The sequence below is a fragment of the Mycolicibacterium arabiense genome (assembly GCF_010731815.2).
Taxonomy (GTDB): domain Bacteria; phylum Actinomycetota; class Actinomycetes; order Mycobacteriales; family Mycobacteriaceae; genus Mycobacterium; species Mycobacterium arabiense.
On sequence record NZ_AP022593.1, the window covers coordinates 1,309,293 to 1,325,688 of the forward strand.

15 protein-coding genes and 1 pseudogene are annotated in these 16,396 nt (G+C 69.4%); 5 read left to right on the forward strand and 11 right to left on the reverse strand.

Features of this window, described 5'->3' with window-relative positions; genetic code table 11:
- Positions 1–12 precede the first annotated feature (12 nt).
- Positions 13–294 (reverse strand): hypothetical protein, encoded by a 282-nt coding sequence (locus G6N61_RS07935; protein ID WP_163918030.1) that lies wholly within the window; start codon positions 292–294, stop codon positions 13–15.
- Entirely contained in the window at positions 291–1,307 is a 1,017-nt protein-coding gene (locus G6N61_RS07940) for an LLM class flavin-dependent oxidoreductase (RefSeq protein ID WP_163918031.1), read from the reverse strand. Before G6N61_RS07940 ends, G6N61_RS07935 begins: the two co-directional genes overlap by 4 nt.
- A 99-nt stretch (positions 1,308–1,406) precedes the next feature.
- On the opposite strand from G6N61_RS07940, the gene G6N61_RS07945 reads away from it, so the two are divergent.
- Positions 1,407–2,024, forward strand: a complete 618-nt coding sequence (locus G6N61_RS07945; protein WP_163918032.1) for an SRPBCC family protein — start codon at positions 1,407–1,409, stop codon at positions 2,022–2,024.
- Here the strand turns inward: G6N61_RS07945 and G6N61_RS07950 are convergent.
- Both G6N61_RS07950 and G6N61_RS07955 read right to left on the reverse strand, forming a co-directional pair.
- The gene (locus G6N61_RS07950) at positions 1,999–2,469 is read right to left on the reverse strand and encodes a RidA family protein (protein WP_163918033.1); all 471 of its coding nucleotides are present in this window, start codon (positions 2,467–2,469) and stop codon (positions 1,999–2,001) included. The two genes, G6N61_RS07945 and G6N61_RS07950, sit on opposite strands and share 26 nt — an antisense overlap.
- Positions 2,466–3,212: a GntR family transcriptional regulator gene (locus G6N61_RS07955; protein WP_163918034.1), complete on the reverse strand. Its 747-nt coding sequence runs from the start codon at positions 3,210–3,212 to the stop codon at positions 2,466–2,468. Before G6N61_RS07955 ends, G6N61_RS07950 begins: the two co-directional genes overlap by 4 nt.
- Before the next feature lie 343 nt (positions 3,213–3,555).
- Between G6N61_RS07955 and G6N61_RS07960 the strand changes: the two genes are divergently transcribed.
- The gene (locus G6N61_RS07960) at positions 3,556–5,046 is read left to right on the forward strand and encodes a YncE family protein (RefSeq protein WP_163918035.1); all 1,491 of its coding nucleotides are present in this window, start codon (positions 3,556–3,558) and stop codon (positions 5,044–5,046) included.
- Positions 5,047–5,152: 106 nt separating this feature from the next.
- Positions 5,153–6,140 (forward strand): annotated as a pseudogene (locus G6N61_RS07965) (IS481 family transposase).
- 3 nt (positions 6,141–6,143) lie between these two features.
- On the opposite strand, the gene G6N61_RS07970 reads toward G6N61_RS07965, so the two are convergent.
- The 3 genes from G6N61_RS07970 to G6N61_RS07980 all read right to left on the reverse strand — a co-directional run bounded on the left by G6N61_RS07970 (position 6,144) and on the right by G6N61_RS07980 (position 9,579).
- A complete protein-coding gene (locus G6N61_RS07970) occupies positions 6,144–7,832 on the reverse strand; it encodes a ribonuclease J (RefSeq protein WP_163918036.1) in 1,689 nt (562 codons plus the stop codon).
- Positions 7,829–8,677 carry a 4-hydroxy-tetrahydrodipicolinate synthase gene (gene dapA / locus G6N61_RS07975; protein ID WP_235887605.1) on the reverse strand — a complete coding sequence of 283 codons (849 nt, stop codon included), beginning with the start codon at positions 8,675–8,677 and terminating at the stop codon, positions 7,829–7,831. The genes G6N61_RS07970 and dapA overlap by 4 nt, the downstream gene beginning before the upstream one ends.
- Before the next feature lie 125 nt (positions 8,678–8,802).
- The gene (locus G6N61_RS07980) at positions 8,803–9,579 is read right to left on the reverse strand and encodes a FadR/GntR family transcriptional regulator (protein ID WP_163918038.1); all 777 of its coding nucleotides are present in this window, start codon (positions 9,577–9,579) and stop codon (positions 8,803–8,805) included.
- 88 nt (positions 9,580–9,667) lie between these two features.
- Here G6N61_RS07980 and G6N61_RS07985 point away from each other — a divergent pair, with 88 nt between their 5' ends.
- Entirely contained in the window at positions 9,668–10,570 is a 903-nt protein-coding gene (locus tag G6N61_RS07985; RefSeq protein WP_235887455.1) for a proline iminopeptidase-family hydrolase, read from the forward strand.
- 34 nt (positions 10,571–10,604) lie between these two features.
- The gene (locus tag G6N61_RS07990; RefSeq protein ID WP_163918039.1) at positions 10,605–11,996 is read left to right on the forward strand and encodes an APC family permease; all 1,392 of its coding nucleotides are present in this window, start codon (positions 10,605–10,607) and stop codon (positions 11,994–11,996) included.
- 77 nt (positions 11,997–12,073) lie between these two features.
- On the opposite strand, the gene G6N61_RS07995 is transcribed toward G6N61_RS07990, so the two are convergent.
- Genes G6N61_RS07995 through G6N61_RS08010 form a run of 4 tightly spaced genes read right to left on the reverse strand, consistent with a single transcriptional unit; the run spans position 12,074 to position 16,324 of the window.
- The gene (locus tag G6N61_RS07995; protein WP_235887456.1) at positions 12,074–13,246 is read right to left on the reverse strand and encodes a GDSL-type esterase/lipase family protein; all 1,173 of its coding nucleotides are present in this window, start codon (positions 13,244–13,246) and stop codon (positions 12,074–12,076) included.
- Positions 13,243–14,226: a 1-phosphofructokinase family hexose kinase gene (locus G6N61_RS08000; protein ID WP_163918040.1), complete on the reverse strand. Its 984-nt coding sequence runs from the start codon at positions 14,224–14,226 to the stop codon at positions 13,243–13,245. The genes G6N61_RS07995 and G6N61_RS08000 overlap by 4 nt, the downstream gene beginning before the upstream one ends.
- Positions 14,223–15,023, reverse strand: coding sequence for a DeoR/GlpR family DNA-binding transcription regulator (locus G6N61_RS08005; protein ID WP_163918041.1), 801 nt, complete (start codon positions 15,021–15,023; stop codon positions 14,223–14,225). The genes G6N61_RS08000 and G6N61_RS08005 overlap by 4 nt, the downstream gene beginning before the upstream one ends.
- Entirely contained in the window at positions 15,020–16,324 is a 1,305-nt protein-coding gene (locus tag G6N61_RS08010) for an FGGY-family carbohydrate kinase (protein ID WP_163918042.1), read from the reverse strand. The genes G6N61_RS08005 and G6N61_RS08010 overlap by 4 nt, the downstream gene beginning before the upstream one ends.
- Positions 16,325–16,396: the final 72 nt, after the last annotated feature.

Genomic DNA, 16,396 nt, shown 5'->3' on the forward strand with positions numbered 1-16,396 from the left:
GTGCGTCAACATTTAGCGGCGTCGTCGCCGCGTCAGGATCCCCGCGATCTCGAGGCCCGCCGCGATCCCCACCATCGCGGCCGCGGCGGTGAGCGACGAACTACCGCCGCGACTCGAGTGCTCTGCAAGTGATTGCAGTGAAGGGCTTTTCGGCGTCGACCGCAACTCGGGGCGCACCGGATCGGGCACCCCGTCGGCTGCGGTCAACGGCCGCCGCAACGGCGGCGGCGCCCCGGGCACGGCGCTGCCGGGCGCGGGATGCGCACCCGGATCGGCCGCCCCGGAACGGGTCACGAGCCGTGTCCGTCGCGAACGGTCAGACCGCCGACGATCTCGGAGAAGGCGCGGATGGTGCCTTCGCGGCTCTGCCCGGGCCGGACGAACGGAACGATCGACACCTGGTCGACGCCGAGCGACTCGATCTCGGAGAGCCGCTGCGCGCACTCGTCGCGAGTTCCGGCCAGCGCGAACAGGTCCACGAGTTCGTCGGGCACCAGATCGGCATGCGCGGCTTCGGTGTTCATGTGCTCGTAGTAGTCATACTTCTCGCGGATGCGGTCGATAGCCTTCTCCAGCGCGGGATCGACCTTCGCGGGCAGCGGGCGGATCGCGACGCGGGAGACGTGCGCGCGGACCAGGTCACGCGCCTCGGTGCTGTCGTCGCCGATCGCCGTCGGCGTCCACAGCACGATGTGCAGGTCGTCGAGCGTGCGGCCGCTCGCGACAGCACCCTTCTCGATCGTCGCGAGCGCGGCTTCGATGAAGTGCGGTGCGGTGCCGACCAGGACGATGACGCCGTCGGCGATGCGACCGGACATCTCCAGGATCTTCGGTGCGGATGCGGCGATGTAGATCGGGATGTCGACCGGCTCGGCGAGGTAGTTCAGGTGGTATTGCGCCCCGCTGCTGGCCTCGACGACCTTCTCGCCGCGGAACAGCGCGCGCAGGTCGTCGATCGAGCGCTCCAACTCGGCGAGCTTCTGCGGCTTGAGGCCCATGGTGCGCAGCGAGGAGTCACCCGTCCCGATGCCCAATGCCACACGGCCACTTGTGAATTCGGCCAGCGTCGCCCACGTCGAGGCCAGCAGCGACGGGTGCCGGGTGACCGCGTTGGTCACCCCGGTGCCGAACACGATGCGATCGGTGCCGACGGCGGCGGCGCCCATCACCGTCGACGATTCCCGCCAGATGTTCTGCGAGTCGCCGAACCAGACGTTGTCGTATCCGAGATCCTCGCACAGGCGGACGTAGTCGCACATAACCCCCGTCGGCTCGGTGGGGAACAGTCCGACACCCTTGCTCAACATCCTGTTCAAGACCTCCTCGGGCCCGCCATGCGTTAGCGTTGTATATCGTATCCAATCGTAAGTCGGTGGGAATCGATCCACAACCGCTGGAGGCAGATCGTGCAACTCGTCAACGAGTTCCGCGTCGACGCGCCGCTCGATGTCGCCTGGTCGGTACTGACCGACATCCCCAAGGTGATCGACTGCGTGCCGGGTGCCGGACTCGACCGCCGCGACGGCGACGACTACCACGCCCACGTCGCGATCAAGGTCGGACCCGTGGGAATGACGATGTCCGGCAAGGCATCCGTGGTCAGTCGCGACGACGCGGGTCGGGAGATGGTGGTGCGTGGCAGCGCTCGCGACCGCCGGGGCAACGGCGGAGGCGAGGCCACCGTGCGGCTGCTCGCGCGCGACGACGGAGGCCGGACCGTGGTCACGGTGACCACCGACCTCGAGTTGAGCGGTCGCATCGCCCAGTTCGGCACGGGCGTGATCACCCAGGTGAGCAACCGCATCATCAGGCAGTTCGCCGACCGGCTCGACGCCGCGATCGCCGGCGACGGCCCGGCCGGCCAGGCGCCTGAGCCCGTCGGTGCGGTGACGCGATCGCCGCGGCCGATCGGCCCCGCGTCCGACCGGGTCGTCCTGGCTCTCACCGCTCTCGCCGGAGCGGTGTTGGGCCTGGCGATCGGGCGGCTGGCGGATCGGGTCAGCCACCCACCCCGGCGAGGCTGACCACCAGCTCGAGTTCGACGCAGGCTCCGCCCGGTAGCGACGCCACGCCGATCGCGGTGCGCGCGTGCGCGCCGATCCGTTCGCCGAACACGTCGATCAACACCGCCGACGCCCCGTCGACGACGGCGGGGTGCGCGTCGAAATCCGGTGTCGCCCTGACGTATCCCCGCAAATGGACGATCGCTGCCACCGCGTCGAGACCAGCCGCTGCCTCGACCGCACCCAGCAGGTTCAGCGCAGCCGTCGCGGCCTGTGCCCGCGCATCGTCGACGGTGACGTCCGCTCCGACCACACCGCGCAGCGCTGGAGATCCGTCGCGGCGCGCCGTCGCACCGGAGACCCAGAGCTGATCGCCGCACCGGCGGCTCGGTGAGTACGTGCCCTTCGGCGGCGCGGGCGGCGGCAGGACGAGCCCCAGTTCCGCGAGGCGTGCAGCGACGCTCACGCCCCTTGCGACTCCGTCGAGAAGATCTGGTGGATGGGATCGAGTGCGTGCGAACGGTGTTCGTGGTTGAGGACCACCATGCGCTCCACGTCGCGCTCGGCCATCGCGTCGATCATCAACGTGTGTTCGTCGCAGACCTTCACCATGTCGAGCAACGGTGAGTACAGCGGCCGGTACGCGTCGGCGGTGTTCCACAGCTGGGTGACGATGCGCTTGGTCCTGGCCATCCCACTCTGCTGGAACGTCAGGAAGTGGAATCGGCGGTTGGCCACGCCCACGGCGATCAGATCGCCGGCCGCGAGCGCTGCGTCCATCTCCGCGTTCGCCGAACGCATCTCGTCGACGACCTCGGCCGTGACGGCGGGCATTGCATCCCGGATGAGCGCCTCTTCGAGGATGGCCCGCAATGCGAAGACCTCGAGGAGGTCATCGAGGCTCAACTTCGTGACGCGGTAACCGCTGTGCGGCACGTAGGTGATGTACTCCTCGGCTTCGAGGGTCTTGAGCGCCTCGCGAACCGGGATGCGTGACATGCCGAACTGTTCGGCGACGGCTTCCTGGACGATCCAGCTGCCGGGGGCGAGCTTTCCCGTCGTGATGTCGTGCCGCAGCGCCTCGGCCACCGCCTGCTGAGCGGTCTTGGGCCGGACGAAGTCCGACCGTGGGCCACCGGAACGCGCGGCCGGTGTGCCCTTGTCTGCGCCCGCGGAGTCCGAGCGCTTGGTAGCGGTGCGCGGTGGCATCGACCCTCGCTTTCAACAGATATTGGATACTCTATTCGATCGACCCCGCGAGAAGGCAACCCCGGTCGACGGCGTTTTCGGCGAGTATGCCGGGCGCCCCACTCGTGCCGCTCGCCTCATTCGAGGTCAAGGGTTTCCCCCGATTCATCACTGACCGCGCGCTCGTAGCGTGAGGTGAGGCCATTGGCATCTGACGGGGGTCACCACAATCGCCAGCTGGAATCGCATCGGGGCACTCGCCGTCGCGCTCGGCGTCGGGCTTACGGTTGCGCACTCGACCGGCACCGCGTGGGCATCGCCCGAGGACACCGAGGTCACCGACGTCGTCGACGGTACCGACGGTGTGACCGAGGGCGAGCCGGCACCGGACGACGCGGCAATTCCCGAGCAGCCCCCCGACGGTTCGTCCACGGGGGCGACCGCCCAGGTGGGCCCGGACTCCTCGCCACCGGTCGTGGTCCGTAGCACCGGCGGCGCCAACACCACCATCAACGGCGAGAGCGCACCCGACGAGACGACCATGGCGCCCGCTGACGGCGCGGCGGTGGATCCGGGTACGCCTGCGCAGTCCGACGGCTCCCCCGTCGACGCTCCCGCCGGACCCGGCGTCGCCGTGGAGCCGACGACCGCGCCCCCGACCGACTCGGACCAGCCGGTAGTCGACGGGTCGAAGCCCGATGATTCGGACTTCTCGCGTCGATCGGACGGGCGGCGGGACCTGAGGTGGCCACCGACACCCGCCGCGGCGGACACCGTCCTGATCGAGGTGGACGCGACCCCGACCAGCCGGGGACCCGCGAACCCCACCCCCGCCGAGGGCTCCGCCGCCGCCGCCGAGGCGCCCGCCGTGGCTGCCGCCCGACCGCCGGTCGACGACCCGGTGACCCCTGCAGACGCCGTCCTCGCGTTCGCCGCGAAGGCGGGCGTCGCGCTGCTGGCACCGTTGGCGGCCTTCGGCAACGGCACGCCGACGGCGCCACCGATGGCCTGGACGGTGCTGGCGTGGGTGCGACGCGAGTTCGACGACGCCATCGACGCAGTGCTGGCCGAGGGCGAGCGCGCCACGCGGTCCGACGGTGCGCTGGTCGTCCTGACGGCCGAGACCCAACGACCCGATGCCAGCGGCCGCACCGCGGTCGTCACCTCGGTGCCCGACGCCACGGAGTCAAACGCCATGGAGTCCAATGCCCACGTCGCCGTCCTCGACGTCGGGACCGGCGCGGTGGTCGGCGAGCCGCTCGTCCTGGTCGGGCAGCGGGCGGTCGCGGTCGCCTTCGCCTCCGGCGGCACGCGGATGGCCGTCGCGACGTACGGCGACGAGTCCGGGGTCACGCGACTGGTCGTCGCGGATGCGGCCACGGGCGACCCCGTCGGCGAGGGAGCGACAGTCGATGGTCGGCCCGGCGGTTTCGGCATCGCCTCCGATGGCGACCTGGCCGCGCTCGTCGCGATCGCCGACGACGCCACCACCGACAGCCAGGCTGCGAGGGTGCTCACCGTCGACACCGACACCGGCGAGCGGGGCGGCGACGTCGTGACGGTCGTCGGTCAGTCAGTGGTCGACGTCCTGGTGGTCGGGGACGTGGACAGGGCCGTCGTGACGACCGAGGTGACCGACGCCGAATCGGGAGCGTTCGTCACCACGGTCACGGTCGTCGATCTCCTCGGACCGGACCGTCTGGCTTCGGTCACCATCGACGGATCCGCCGAGTCGACGTCGATGGGCACCGACGGAACGACGATCACCGTCACCACGTCGACCCGGGACGTCGGCACGGGAGTGCTGCGGACCGGCATGACGTCGATCGACGTCCGGACCGGCGAGCTGGTCTAGCTGTACTGACCACGGACGTTGGTGACGGCGTGGTGAGGTGACAAGACGAAGACCTCCGAGTGGAGTGCGAGCTGTCTAGGAACGCTCACCGATCTCGGAGGTCTTCGTGGTTCACCGTAATGCCCCTTTGTCCGAAACCGGCCGTCTGCGGTTGGCTCGTTGCGTCGTTGATGACGGGTGGCCGCTGCGACGTGCGGCCGAACGTTTCCAGGTGTCGGCGACGACCGCCGCACGCTGGAGGGACCGCTACCGCGAGCAGGGTGAGGCCGGAATGTCCGACCGCAGCTCGCGGCCGCATCACAGCCCGAACCGCACGCCGACGCGCACCGAGCGGCGCATCATCGGAGTGCGTGTCACCCGCCGTTGGGGACCGGCCAGGATCGCCTACCTGCTGGGGCTCAACGTCTCCACGGTGCACAACGTGCTGCGCCGTTACGGCATCGCGAGGTTGCGGTGGCTCGACCGCGCTACCGGCCGAGTCGTGCGCCGCATGGAATCCGCATCGTGTGGAGATCTCGCACGTCGACGTCAAGAAGCTGGGCAAGATCCCCGCCGGCGGAGGCTGGCGGATGCTTGGTCTGGCCGCCGGGAAACGCAACAAGCAGGCCGACAAGAGTTCGGGGGTGCAGACCAAGTATCACAATCCGGTGCGCGGTTATCACTTCATCCACACCGCCATCGATGCGCACTCACGGCTGGCGTACTCCGAACTGCTGACCGATGAACGCAAGGACACTGCAGCCGACTTTTGGGTGCGCGCCAACGCCTGGTTCGTCACGCACGGCATAGATGTGCGGAAGGTATTGACTGACAACGGATCTTGTTATCGATCGCACGCGTTCCGCGACGCATTGGGCAACATCGAGCACCGGCGAACCCGTCCGTACCGGCCGCAGACCAACGGCAAGGTCGAGCGCTTCCACCGCACCCTGGCCGACGAATGGGCCTACGCGCGGCTCTACACCAGCGACGCAGAACGCTGCGAGGAGTACCCCCGCTGGCTGCATACCTACAATCATCACCGCGGCCACACCGCACTCGGCGGTCAACCACCAGCCAACCGTGTACCTAACCTCTCAGGTCAGTACATCTAGCGGTCAGTCGATCTCGAGGACCGTGGGCACGATCATCGGCTGGCGGCGGTACACCTCGCCGACCCACTTGCCCACCGCGCGGCGGACGGCCTGGGCGATGCGGGCCGGATCGGTGATCTTCTCGGCGGCGAGGGCGTCGAGCGCCTCCTCCACCTTGCGCGCGGCCGGTTCGAGGGCCTTCGGGTCCTCGGAGAAACCGCGGGAGTGCAGCTGCGGCGGTGCCGCCCGCTTCCCCGTGGCGCGCTTGATCACCACGTTTATCGCGATGAAACCCGATGTCAGCGTGAGGCGCTCGCCCAGCGTGGTGTCGCCGACGTCGCCGGTCACCAGACCGTCGACGAACATCTTGCCAACGGGCACCGCCCCCGCGATGGACGCCTTGCCCGCCACCAGGTCCACGCTGACGCCGTTCTCGGCGAGCATGACGTTCTCGGGCGGCACACCCGACTTCACCGCAAGGCCGGCGTTGGCACGCAGGTGCCGCCACGTGCCATGCACCGGCATGACGTTGCGGGGACGAATGCCGTTGTACAGGAACAGGAGTTCGCCGGCGTAGGCGTGGCCCGTGACGTGGATGCGCACCTGGGCATTGGTGACGACGCGGACGCCGATCTTGGCCAGCGAGTCGATGACGCCGTAGATCGCCTCTTCGTTGCCGGGAATCAGCGACGACGAGAGCACCACGAGGTCACCGTCGGTCAGCGTGATGCTGCGGTGCTCACCGCGCGACATCCGCGACAGCGCAGCCATGGGTTCGCCCTGCGTGCCGGTGGTGACCAGCACCACGCGGTCGGGCGGCAGCATCTCGGCGGCCGCGATGTCGACGACGTTGTCGGGATGGACGTTGAGAAAACCCAGTTCCCGGGCGATGCCCATGTTGCGCACCATGGAGCGTCCGACGAACGACACCTTCCGGCCCAACGCCACCGACGCATCGATGATCTGTTGCACGCGAGCGACGTTGGAGGCGAAGCACGCCACGATCACCCGACCCTCGGCCGACCTGATCAGGCGGTGCATGTTGGGCCCGATCTCGCTCTCCGACGGCCCGACGCCGGGGATGTCGGCATTCGTCGAGTCGCACAGGAACAGGTCAACGCCTGCGTCGCCGAGGCGGGACATGCCGGGCAGGTCCGTCGGCCGGCCGTCGAGCGGCAGCTGGTCGAGCTTGATGTCACCAGTCAGCAGAACGGTTCCCGCGCCGGTGTACACGGCGATCGCGAGTGCGTCCGGGATCGAGTGGTTGACCGCGAAGTACTCGCACTCGAACACGCCGTGCCTACTGCTCTGCTTCTCGGCGACCTCCACGAACACCGGCTTGATCCGGTGCTCGCGGCACTTCGCCTCGATCAGGGCGAGCGTGAACTTCGAGCCCACGACCGGGATGTCGGGCCGCAGCTTCAGCAGATGGGGGATGGCCCCGATGTGGTCTTCGTGGGCGTGGGTGATGACCATCGCCTCGATGTCGTCGAGCCGGTTCTCCACGTGCCGCAGGTCGGGCAGGATCAGGTCGACGCCGGGTTCGTCGTGATTGGGGAACAGGACTCCGCAGTCGACGATCAGCAGGCGACCGAGGTGCTCGAACACCGTCATGTTGCGGCCGATCTCGCCGATGCCGCCGAGCGCGGTGACCCTCAGCCCGCCAGGAGCCAGCGGCTTCGGGGGTGTCAGTGCTGCGGAGGGGACGGTCATCTGAGCACCGCGGCAACGCGCATGTCGGCGGCCAGCTCCTCGAGTTGTTGGGGTGTCGCGGGGATTTGAGGGAGCCTCGGCTCCCCCACGTCGATGCCGAGTAGACGCAGCCCGGCCTTGGCCATCGTCACGCCACCGAGCCGGGTCTGGGCGTCGTTGAGGCGGCCGAGCGTGACGTGGTACTTGCGCGCTGTGGCGAGGTCACCGGAGGTGAACGCGGACAGCATGTCTCGCAGCTGGCTGGCCGCGACATGACCCCAGACGCTGATGAAGCCGGTGGCGCCCATGGCGAGCCACGGGAGGTTGAGCGCGTCGTCGCCCGAGTAGTAGGCGATGCCGGTCTCGGCCATGATCATGGCGCCGCCGTGCAGGTCGCCCTTGGCGTCCTTGATCGCGGCGATGTTCGGGTGCGCCGCGAGTGTCCGGATGGTGTCCCATTCGATGGGCACCACGGAACGGGGCGGGATGTCGTAGAGCACGTTGGGCAGCGAGGTGGCATCCGCGACCGCGGTGAAGTGGGCCAGCACACCGGCCTGCGGCGGGCGCGAGTAGTACGGCGTCACGACGAGCAGTCCGTGTGCGCCCTCGCGCTCGGCGGCCTTGGCGGCGCCGATCGAGTGGGCGGTGTCGTAGGTGCCGACCCCGGCGACGATGCGCGCACGGTCGCCGACGGCCTCGAGCACCGCGCCCAGCAGTGCGTTCTTCTCCGCATCGGTCGTCGTCGGCGACTCGCCGGTGGTGCCGGACACCACCAGGCCGTCGCAGCCGGCGTCGACCAGGTGCGTGGCTACCTTCTTCGCGGTCACCAGATCGAGCGAGCCGTCCGGGCCGAACGGCGTCACCATGGCAGTCAGCACGGTGCCCAGGCGTGCGCCGACGTCGATTCCACTGGTGGTCACGGGGGCTAGGTTACCCGCCGGTCGTCATCGATCAGGGCCGACGGGTACCCAAATCTCGTCTGTCCTCGACATCACTCGTCGACGACGCCCGCCCGGCGCATCGCGGTGGAGATGTGTTCGAAGTCGATCGCGACGTGCGCGCGGGCCAGTGCGTCGGCGTCGTCCCCGCGCCGTCCGGCGATCGCGGCGATGAGTTCGACGTGGTCGCGCAGGGACCGCAGTTCCATCTCCCGCATCGTCGACGGCTCGCCCCACAGGTGTGCGGGAGCGCCGATGCTGACCGACGCCTCGAGATCCAGCAGCACCTGCTTGAGCACCGAATTGTGCGCAGCGTCCATGATCGCGAGGTGCAGTTGGCTGTCGGCCTGCTGAGCCCGCAGTCCGCTGGATGCGTTGCGGAAGACCTCCAGCGCTGCCTCGATGCGCTCGATGTCGTCGGCGCCGTGGGATTCCGCGGCCGCCCGGCACACAGCTCCGTGCAGTCGGCAGATGGCGTCGCACCGGTCGCGCAGCTCGGAGAGTCGCATCGACAGCGTCCGGCCGACCGCCGCGGTCGACGACTCGGGCCATTGATCGACGACGTAGGAGCCGCCGCCGCGACCGCGCCGCGTCTCGAGCAGACCGCGGTCCACCAGCCGCGCCAGTGCCGCGCGCACGGTCATCCTGCCCACGCCCAGCGCGGCGGCGAGGTCGCGCTCGACGGGAAGCCGGGCCCCGGGGAGGTACTCGCCGATCGCGATGGCGGTGATGAGGCGGTCGGTGATCTCGTCGACTCGCGACGGCATCGCCAGCTGGCTGTCGAGCAGGCCGGGGCGCCTCGGTGTCGGCGTACCGCTGGCGTCGGCCATGGTTGATCTTCACCCCTCGTCGTCACCGGAATGTTAATTCCACGTTTTGGTCTTGCAGCTAGACCTTTACCAGTTCATGCTGATCGCCATGCCGGTCACAACGCGCACTGTGCCGTTCCGCGAATACGAGACCTGGGTTCGGATCACCACCCCCACCGCACTCAGTCCGGGCGCGCTCCCCCTATTCGTCCTGCACGGCGGGCCGGGCATGGCACACGACTACGTCCGCAACATCGCCGCGCTGGCCGACGAGACGGGCCGGACGGTGGTGCACTACGACCAGATCGGCTGCGGCCGGTCCACCCACCTGCCCGACGCCCCGGTCGACTTCTGGACCCCGGACCTGTTCGTCGAGGAGTTCCACGCCGTACGGGCCGATCTCGGCTTCGACGAGTACCACGTCCTCGGGCAGTCGTGGGGCGGCATGCTCGGCGCGGAGATCGCGGTGCGCCGCCCCGAGGGGCTGGCCTCGCTGTCGATCTGCAACTCCCCCGCGTCCATGGCGCTGTGGATGGACGCGGCCGCCAAGCTACGGGCCGAGCTTCCCGAGGAGACCCAGGCCGCGCTGGACCGGCACGAAGCGGCGGGCACCGTGGCCGACCCCGAGTACGTCGCCGCCACGATGGAGTTCTACGCACGCCACGTCTGCCGCACGACGCCCATGCCGCAGGACTTCCTCGACAGCGAGGCGCAGATGGAACGCGAACCGACCGTGTACCACACGATGAACGGCCCCAACGAGTTTCACGTGCTCGGCACGCTGCGCACGTGGAGCATCGTCGACCGGCTCGATCAGATCACTGCGCCGACCCTGGTGGTCGCAGGCGAGTACGACGAAGCCACGCCCGAGACGTGGGCGCCGTTCGCCGAGCGGATCCCCGGCGCCCGCAGTCACGTGTTCGCCGACGCTAGCCACTGCACCCACCTCGAGAAGCCCGAGGAGTTCCGGGCCGTCATCGCCGACTTCCTTCACCACCACGACCAGGCCTGAGCCCGGTCCGACCCAGCACAGACGGAGACCACCCATGTCCGACAACGACATCGCAGCCAAGCAGCGCGAACTCGAATCCTTCGGCTACGCGCAGGAATTGAAGCGCGAAGTCTCGACCGTCGACCTGCTCGTCTACGGGCTCGTCTTCATGGTGCCCATCGCACCGTGGGCGATCTTCGGGACGGTCTACAACAGCTCTGCGGGCATGGTGCCGCTGGTCTACCTCATCGGCCTGATCGCCATGGTGTTCACCGCACTGGCCTACGCCCAGATGGCCAAGTCGTTCCCGCTGGCCGGCTCGGTGTTCTCCTACGTCGGGCGTGGCGTCCATCCCGGCGCGGGGTTCTTCGCCGGGTGGGCGATCCTGCTCGACTACCTGCTGGTGCCCACGCTGCTCTACGTGTTCGCCGCGGAGTCGATGATCGGGCTCTTCCCGGACACGCCACGATGGTTGTGGGCCATCGTCTTCGTCATCGTCAACACCCTGATCAACCTGGCGGGCATCGGCTCGCTGAAGATCGCCAACCGCGTGTTCCTCGCGATCGAGCTGGTGTTCGTGGCGATCTTCATCGTCATCGCGGTCCGCGCGATCAACGGCCAGTCGCTGCCCAACGTCGGCTGGAGTACCTCGCCGATCTGGGATCCGAGCACCGTCAGCGCTCCCCTACTGGCTGCTGCACTGTCCATCGCCGTCCTGAGTTTCCTCGGCTTCGACGGTATCTCGACGCTCGCCGAGGAATCGACAGGACGCAAGAACCCGGCGGGCCGGGCCATGATCATCGCCCTCTTCGTGGTCGCGGCGCTGTTCATCACCCAGACCTGGCTGGCGAGCCTGCTCGCCGGTGGTCGCGAATCGTTCAGCGACGACGAGATGGGCAATGCGTTCTTCACGCTGGTGGAGGCGGCGTCGAACACCGGGTGGATGAACGCCTTCTTCGCGGTCAACGTCATGGCGGTGGGCTTCGCCAACGCGATGGCCGCCCAGGCGGCGACCAGCCGACTGCTGTACTCGATGAGCCGCGACGGCCAGCTGCCGAGCTTCCTGTCGAAGATCAGCAGCCGCAAGGTCCCGATGGCTGCCCTGCTGTTCGTCAGCGCGATCAGCCTGGTGCTGGTGCTGTTCTTCGTCGGCCAGATCGCGCTAATCTCGTCACTGGTGAACTTCGGTGCGCTGTTCGGCTTCTGCCTGCTGCACGTGTCGGTGGTCTGGTACTACGTCGTCCGGCAGAAGTCGAAGAACTACCTACTGCACCTGGTGGTGCCGGTGCTCGGCTTCGTGATCATCGCCTACGTGCTGTTCAACGCCGACGCGTTGGCGAAGATCGGCGGTCTGGTGTGGCTGGCGATCGGTGCGGTGGTGTTCGGCATCAACGTCGTCCGCGGTCGCGGTGTGCCGGAGCTGTCGACCGACACGACGAGGGACTGAGCACGACACCTCGCGAGATCTACACCAGCGTCGTCCTCGGGGGCCGCTCGACGACAGTGGTGTAGACCTCGCGAGCGTCAGGGCCCGGCCAAGGGGCCACCCGGCGCGAAGGCCACCTGAGCGAACCGCTCGCCGATCAGCAGATGCGTGGCCGCATCCGGGTGCAACGCATCGGGCAGCGGATGGTCGGCGGAGTCGTTCGGGCCGTAGAGATCGTGGCCGTCCAGGTAGTGCAGGTTCGGGTCTTCGGCCATGCGCGCGGCCACGAGATCGCCGAGCTGGTCGCGAATCACGCTCAGCGTCAGGCTGCCTCGGCTCGCGGCCGCGGGATCACCGGTCGCGACGAAGCGCACCGCGCCCCGACCGAGCGCGGACGGATCGAAGGCACCGGGCCCCGGCGTGTCCTCGTGGATGGGGCAGTACAGCGGCCCGACGACGAGCAGCGGCGCGTCCGGATGTCCGTCGCGGATCGTGTCGAGGAAACCGTGCACGGCGGGCCCGAAGGCGCGCGCCCGCATGACGTCGGCGTTGACGAGGTTGATGCCGATCTTGACGCTGATGGCGTCGGCGGGCGTGTCGCGCATCGTGCGCGCGGTGAACGGGTCGAGCATCGCACTGCCCGCCAGACCGAGGTTGGTCACTTCGACACCGCCGAGCGCTGCGGCCACCGCGGGCCACGTCGTGCTGGGGCTCGCCGCGTTCGAACCCTGGCTGATGGAGCTGCCGTGGTGCAGCCACACTCGACGGCGCCCGACCGGCAGCGGTGTGACCGGTGCGTCGGTCCGCAGCGCGACGATCTCGGTCCGCTCGTGGAAGGGCAGCCAGATCTCGAGCTCCTCGTCGCGCCCGGACAGGCCGTCGAAGCGCACCGTCGCAGGCGCGCCGCGCTCGAACTCCGCCTGCCCCGTCGTCGTGTCGACCCGGACGACGTCTCCGCCGCTGGTGCCGGACTGCGCGACGAGGCGACCGCCGATCGTCAGGTCCACGGTGCCATCCGGCCGCTCCGGGACCCCGGCGAGAACCGTTCGCGTGCGCAGCAGTTCGAGTTCCACGACGGTGGCGCGGGTGCGGAACGCCAGCCGCACCCCGGACGGTTGCGCCTCGGCTGCCGCCAGCTGCGGGTCGGTGGATTGGGCACGAGCTCGGGCGGGCAGCCGGTGGGGCAGCCAACCCCTCTCCGTCCGCTCCAGTTCGGCCAGCCCACGGCACAGGTCTGCGGTGATGGGTCGGTCTTCGATCCCGGTCGTCACGGTCGGTCGTCTCCAAGTCCTGATGTGCGTGGTGCGGGGGCGGGTTCGGCGTGGCGCAGCGGCCGGGCGGTGTCCACCGCATCGGTGATCGTCACCTCTGCGGCCGCGGTCGCGGGCACGAGGAGCGTTCCCTCGAGCCCGACGGCAGCCGCACCCCACCGTAGGGCGGCGCCCAGCGCGCCGACCCGGTCGCCCCGGCTGCCCAGATAGCCGGCGAGCATGGCGTCCCCAGCGCCCACCGTGCTCACCACGGTCTTGACGGGCGCCTCGCCCCACAGTGCGCCCTCGGCGTCGACCAGGACTGCGCCGTCGGCGCCGAGACTGGCCAGCACCGCCCGGGCGCCGCGGCGGCGCACCTCCTGCGCCGCCTCGACGACCTCTCCCAGCGTGGTCGGCGTCGTCCCGGTGAGTTCGGCCAGTTCGGTCAGGTTCGGCTTCACCAGGGCCGGTCTCGCAGAGAGGCTTTCGGCGAGTGCCGACCCCGAGGTGTCGACGGCGACGGGTACGCCCCGTTGCTCGCCGAGGGCGACGAGTTCGCCGTAGAAGTCGGCGGACACTCCCCCTGGCAGGCTGCCCGCGCAGACCAGCCAGCGCGCCCCGGTCAGTTCTCCGGCGACGGCGGCGAGCAGTGCGCCGAGTTCGTCGGCGTCGAGCCGTGGCCCGGGCTCGTTGACCTTGGTGACGGTCCCGTCGGGCTGGGTCAGGCTGATGTTGCTCCGGATGTCCGCCGCGATCGGCACGACCACCGCGTCCAACCCGGTGCCGTCGAGCATCTGGCGCAGCTGTGCGCCGACCGGACCGCCGGCTGTCACCACGGCCCGCACCGGCACGCCGTGGGCGTGCAGGGCGAGCGCGACGTTGACGCCCTTGCCGCTCGGCTCGCTCCAACTGCGCCGTCCGCGGTTGACCGCTCCGAGGACCAGATCGTCGAGGAGCACGGTGCGGTCGACGCTGGGATTGGCCGTCACGGTGACGATCACGTGCGCCGAACCTCGACGCCCGCGGTACGCAACCGTTCGCACCAGTCGTCGGACAACCCGGTGTCGGTGATCAATACGTCGACGTCCCGCACCTCGGCGTGCTTGCTGCCCGTGACGACGCCGAACTTGCCGTGGTCGGCGAGCAGCACCCGCTTGGCGGCGCAGTCGAGCATGTGCCGCTTCACTGCCGCCTCGTCCGGGTCCGGCGTCGTCAGCCCCCGCGTCATCGAAATGCCGTTCGTACCAAGGAATGCCACGTCGACGTTGACGTCGGCCAACGCGCGCACCGCTGCGTCGCCGACTTCTGCGAACGTCGTCCTCCGTAGCCGCCCACCGAGCGTGTACACGGCCAGCCGGGGGCGGGTCAGCAGCGCCATGGCCAGGGGCAGGGCATTGACGTGGACGGTGAGGTCGCGGTCGCCGGGAAACACGTCGACCAGTTTCGCCGTCGTCGACCCGGCGTCGATGAGCACCGAACCCTCGACGGGCAGGTATTCCAGTGCCGCGGTGGCGATCCGGGCCTTCTCGGACGCGAACTGGGTGCGGGTCTCCACCGCCGGCTCGAAGGACGATGACTGCACCGGCACCGCGCCACCGTGCACCCGGCGCAGCAGCCCGAGACGTTCGAGCGCGATGAGGTCCTTGCGGACCGTCTCGCCGGTGACCCCGAGTTCGTCGGCGACCCGTACCGCGTCGACGCGGCCGCTGCGCCGCATGTGCTCGAGGATGTGGGTCTGCCGTTCGTCGGCGAAGGGTTTGGCGTTGCGACGGTCGATCGGCGTGGTCAGGTCGGTCATGACGCAGCGGCCCGCTCCGCGAAGAGAGCAGCCCCGCGTGCCCCCGCCTCGTCGACGTCGGACCGCACCAGATCGCCGAAGCGTCGGCGCTTGACGGCGAGCAGTCCCTCGCTGCGCGACCACCCGCCGGTCACCACCAGCGTGCGGTGCGGTCCGCTGACTGCCGTCATCGCATCGTGTATCTCACCGGCCTGCCCGGTCACCTCCTCGAGCGCCGCCCGCCACAGGTGCTCGGGGCCGTCGCCGTCGGCGATGCCGGTGACGTCCAACCGTCCGAAAGGTGGTGCGACGACGGCGATACCGGTCCGGTCGAGTGCGATCGCCTTCTCGTCGAGTGCGGGTAGGCCGGCCACGTCGGTGCCCAGCAGCGCGAGGATCCGTTGCAGAGCCAACCCGCCCTGGGTGGCGCCCAGCAGGCACCAGTGGTCGGCCACCGCGTGCCACCCCGTGGTGATGCCGAGTTCGGCGAGTTCGGCCACGACGGCGGGTGCCAGCCCGGGGGCCACGGTGCGTACCAGCGCTTCGGCGGTACCGCACGAGTCCAGTTCGTCTCCTGGCCCGTCGGCGCCCGCTCCCACCACGGCCGCCTGGTGATCGTGGCCTGCCACGGTCAGCACCGCCCCGGTCAGCCGGGGCAGGCCGGCGTCGGGATCTACCCGCCCCAGCGCGGTTCCGGCCGTCACCAGTTGCGGCATCAGGGATTCGGTGGCGCCCGACCAGTCCAAGGTGTCCGCCCACCACGAGCGCTCCGCCAACCGAAGCCATCCGGTGCGCGAGGCCAGTGACTGCTCGGTGGCTTCCTCACCACCCAACCCCGCGACGATCCACTCGGCGACGTTGAGCCGGCGCACCGCACGACGTGCCGATGGCACGTTGTCGACTAGCCAGCGGTGCTTGGTCAGCGACCACTGCTGCCGGAAGGGCAGCCCCGTCGTCGCGGCGAACTCATGGGGGTCGACCGTCTGCCGAAGGCTCTCCAGCTCGAGGTGGTCGCGGGTGTCGTGCCACGCGATGACCGGAGCCGTCGGTGCGCCGGCCCCGTCGAGCAGCACGCCCGCTTCGGCCATGCTCGTCACGCCCACCCCTGCGATGCGTCCGTCGGGTGCAGCGGACAACGCCTGCGCCACAGCTGATTTCACGGCGTCGAGCAGTTGCTGGGCGTCGAGTTCGGCGCCGGTGGGCACGAACGTCCACGGGGTGTCGGCCCGTCCGGCTGCAACCTGGTCGCCCCCGTCGGTGAAGATCACCGCCTTGCTGGTCTGCGTCCCCACGTCGATGCCGACGTAGAGGGTGGGGCTCATGTCGTCCTTCGCTTCGCACCTTGCTCAGTTGGATGTCGATGGATACGGTTGTACTTCGTTGGAAACTTGTCA

Coding starts and splice junctions, on each gene's coding strand:
- G6N61_RS07940 (WP_163918031.1), bottom strand. CDS start 1,307: ATGTTGAGCAAGGGTGTCGGACTGTTCCCCACCGAGCCGACGGGGGTT.
- G6N61_RS07955 (WP_163918034.1), bottom strand. CDS start 3,212: ATGCCACCGCGCACCGCTACCAAGCGCTCGGACTCCGCGGGCGCAGAC.
- G6N61_RS07970 (WP_163918036.1), bottom strand. CDS start 7,832: ATGACCGTCCCCTCCGCAGCACTGACACCCCCGAAGCCGCTGGCTCCT.
- dapA (WP_235887605.1), bottom strand. CDS start 8,677: ATGGTGACGCCGTTCGGCCCGGACGGCTCGCTCGATCTGGTGACCGCG.
- G6N61_RS07980 (WP_163918038.1), bottom strand. CDS start 9,579: ATGGCCGACGCCAGCGGTACGCCGACACCGAGGCGCCCCGGCCTGCTC.
- G6N61_RS07985 (WP_235887455.1), top strand. CDS start 9,668: ATGCCGGTCACAACGCGCACTGTGCCGTTCCGCGAATACGAGACCTGG.
- G6N61_RS07990 (WP_163918039.1), top strand. CDS start 10,605: ATGTCCGACAACGACATCGCAGCCAAGCAGCGCGAACTCGAATCCTTC.
- G6N61_RS08005 (WP_163918041.1), bottom strand. CDS start 15,023: ATGACCGACCTGACCACGCCGATCGACCGTCGCAACGCCAAACCCTTC.
- G6N61_RS08010 (WP_163918042.1), bottom strand. CDS start 16,324: ATGAGCCCCACCCTCTACGTCGGCATCGACGTGGGGACGCAGACCAGC.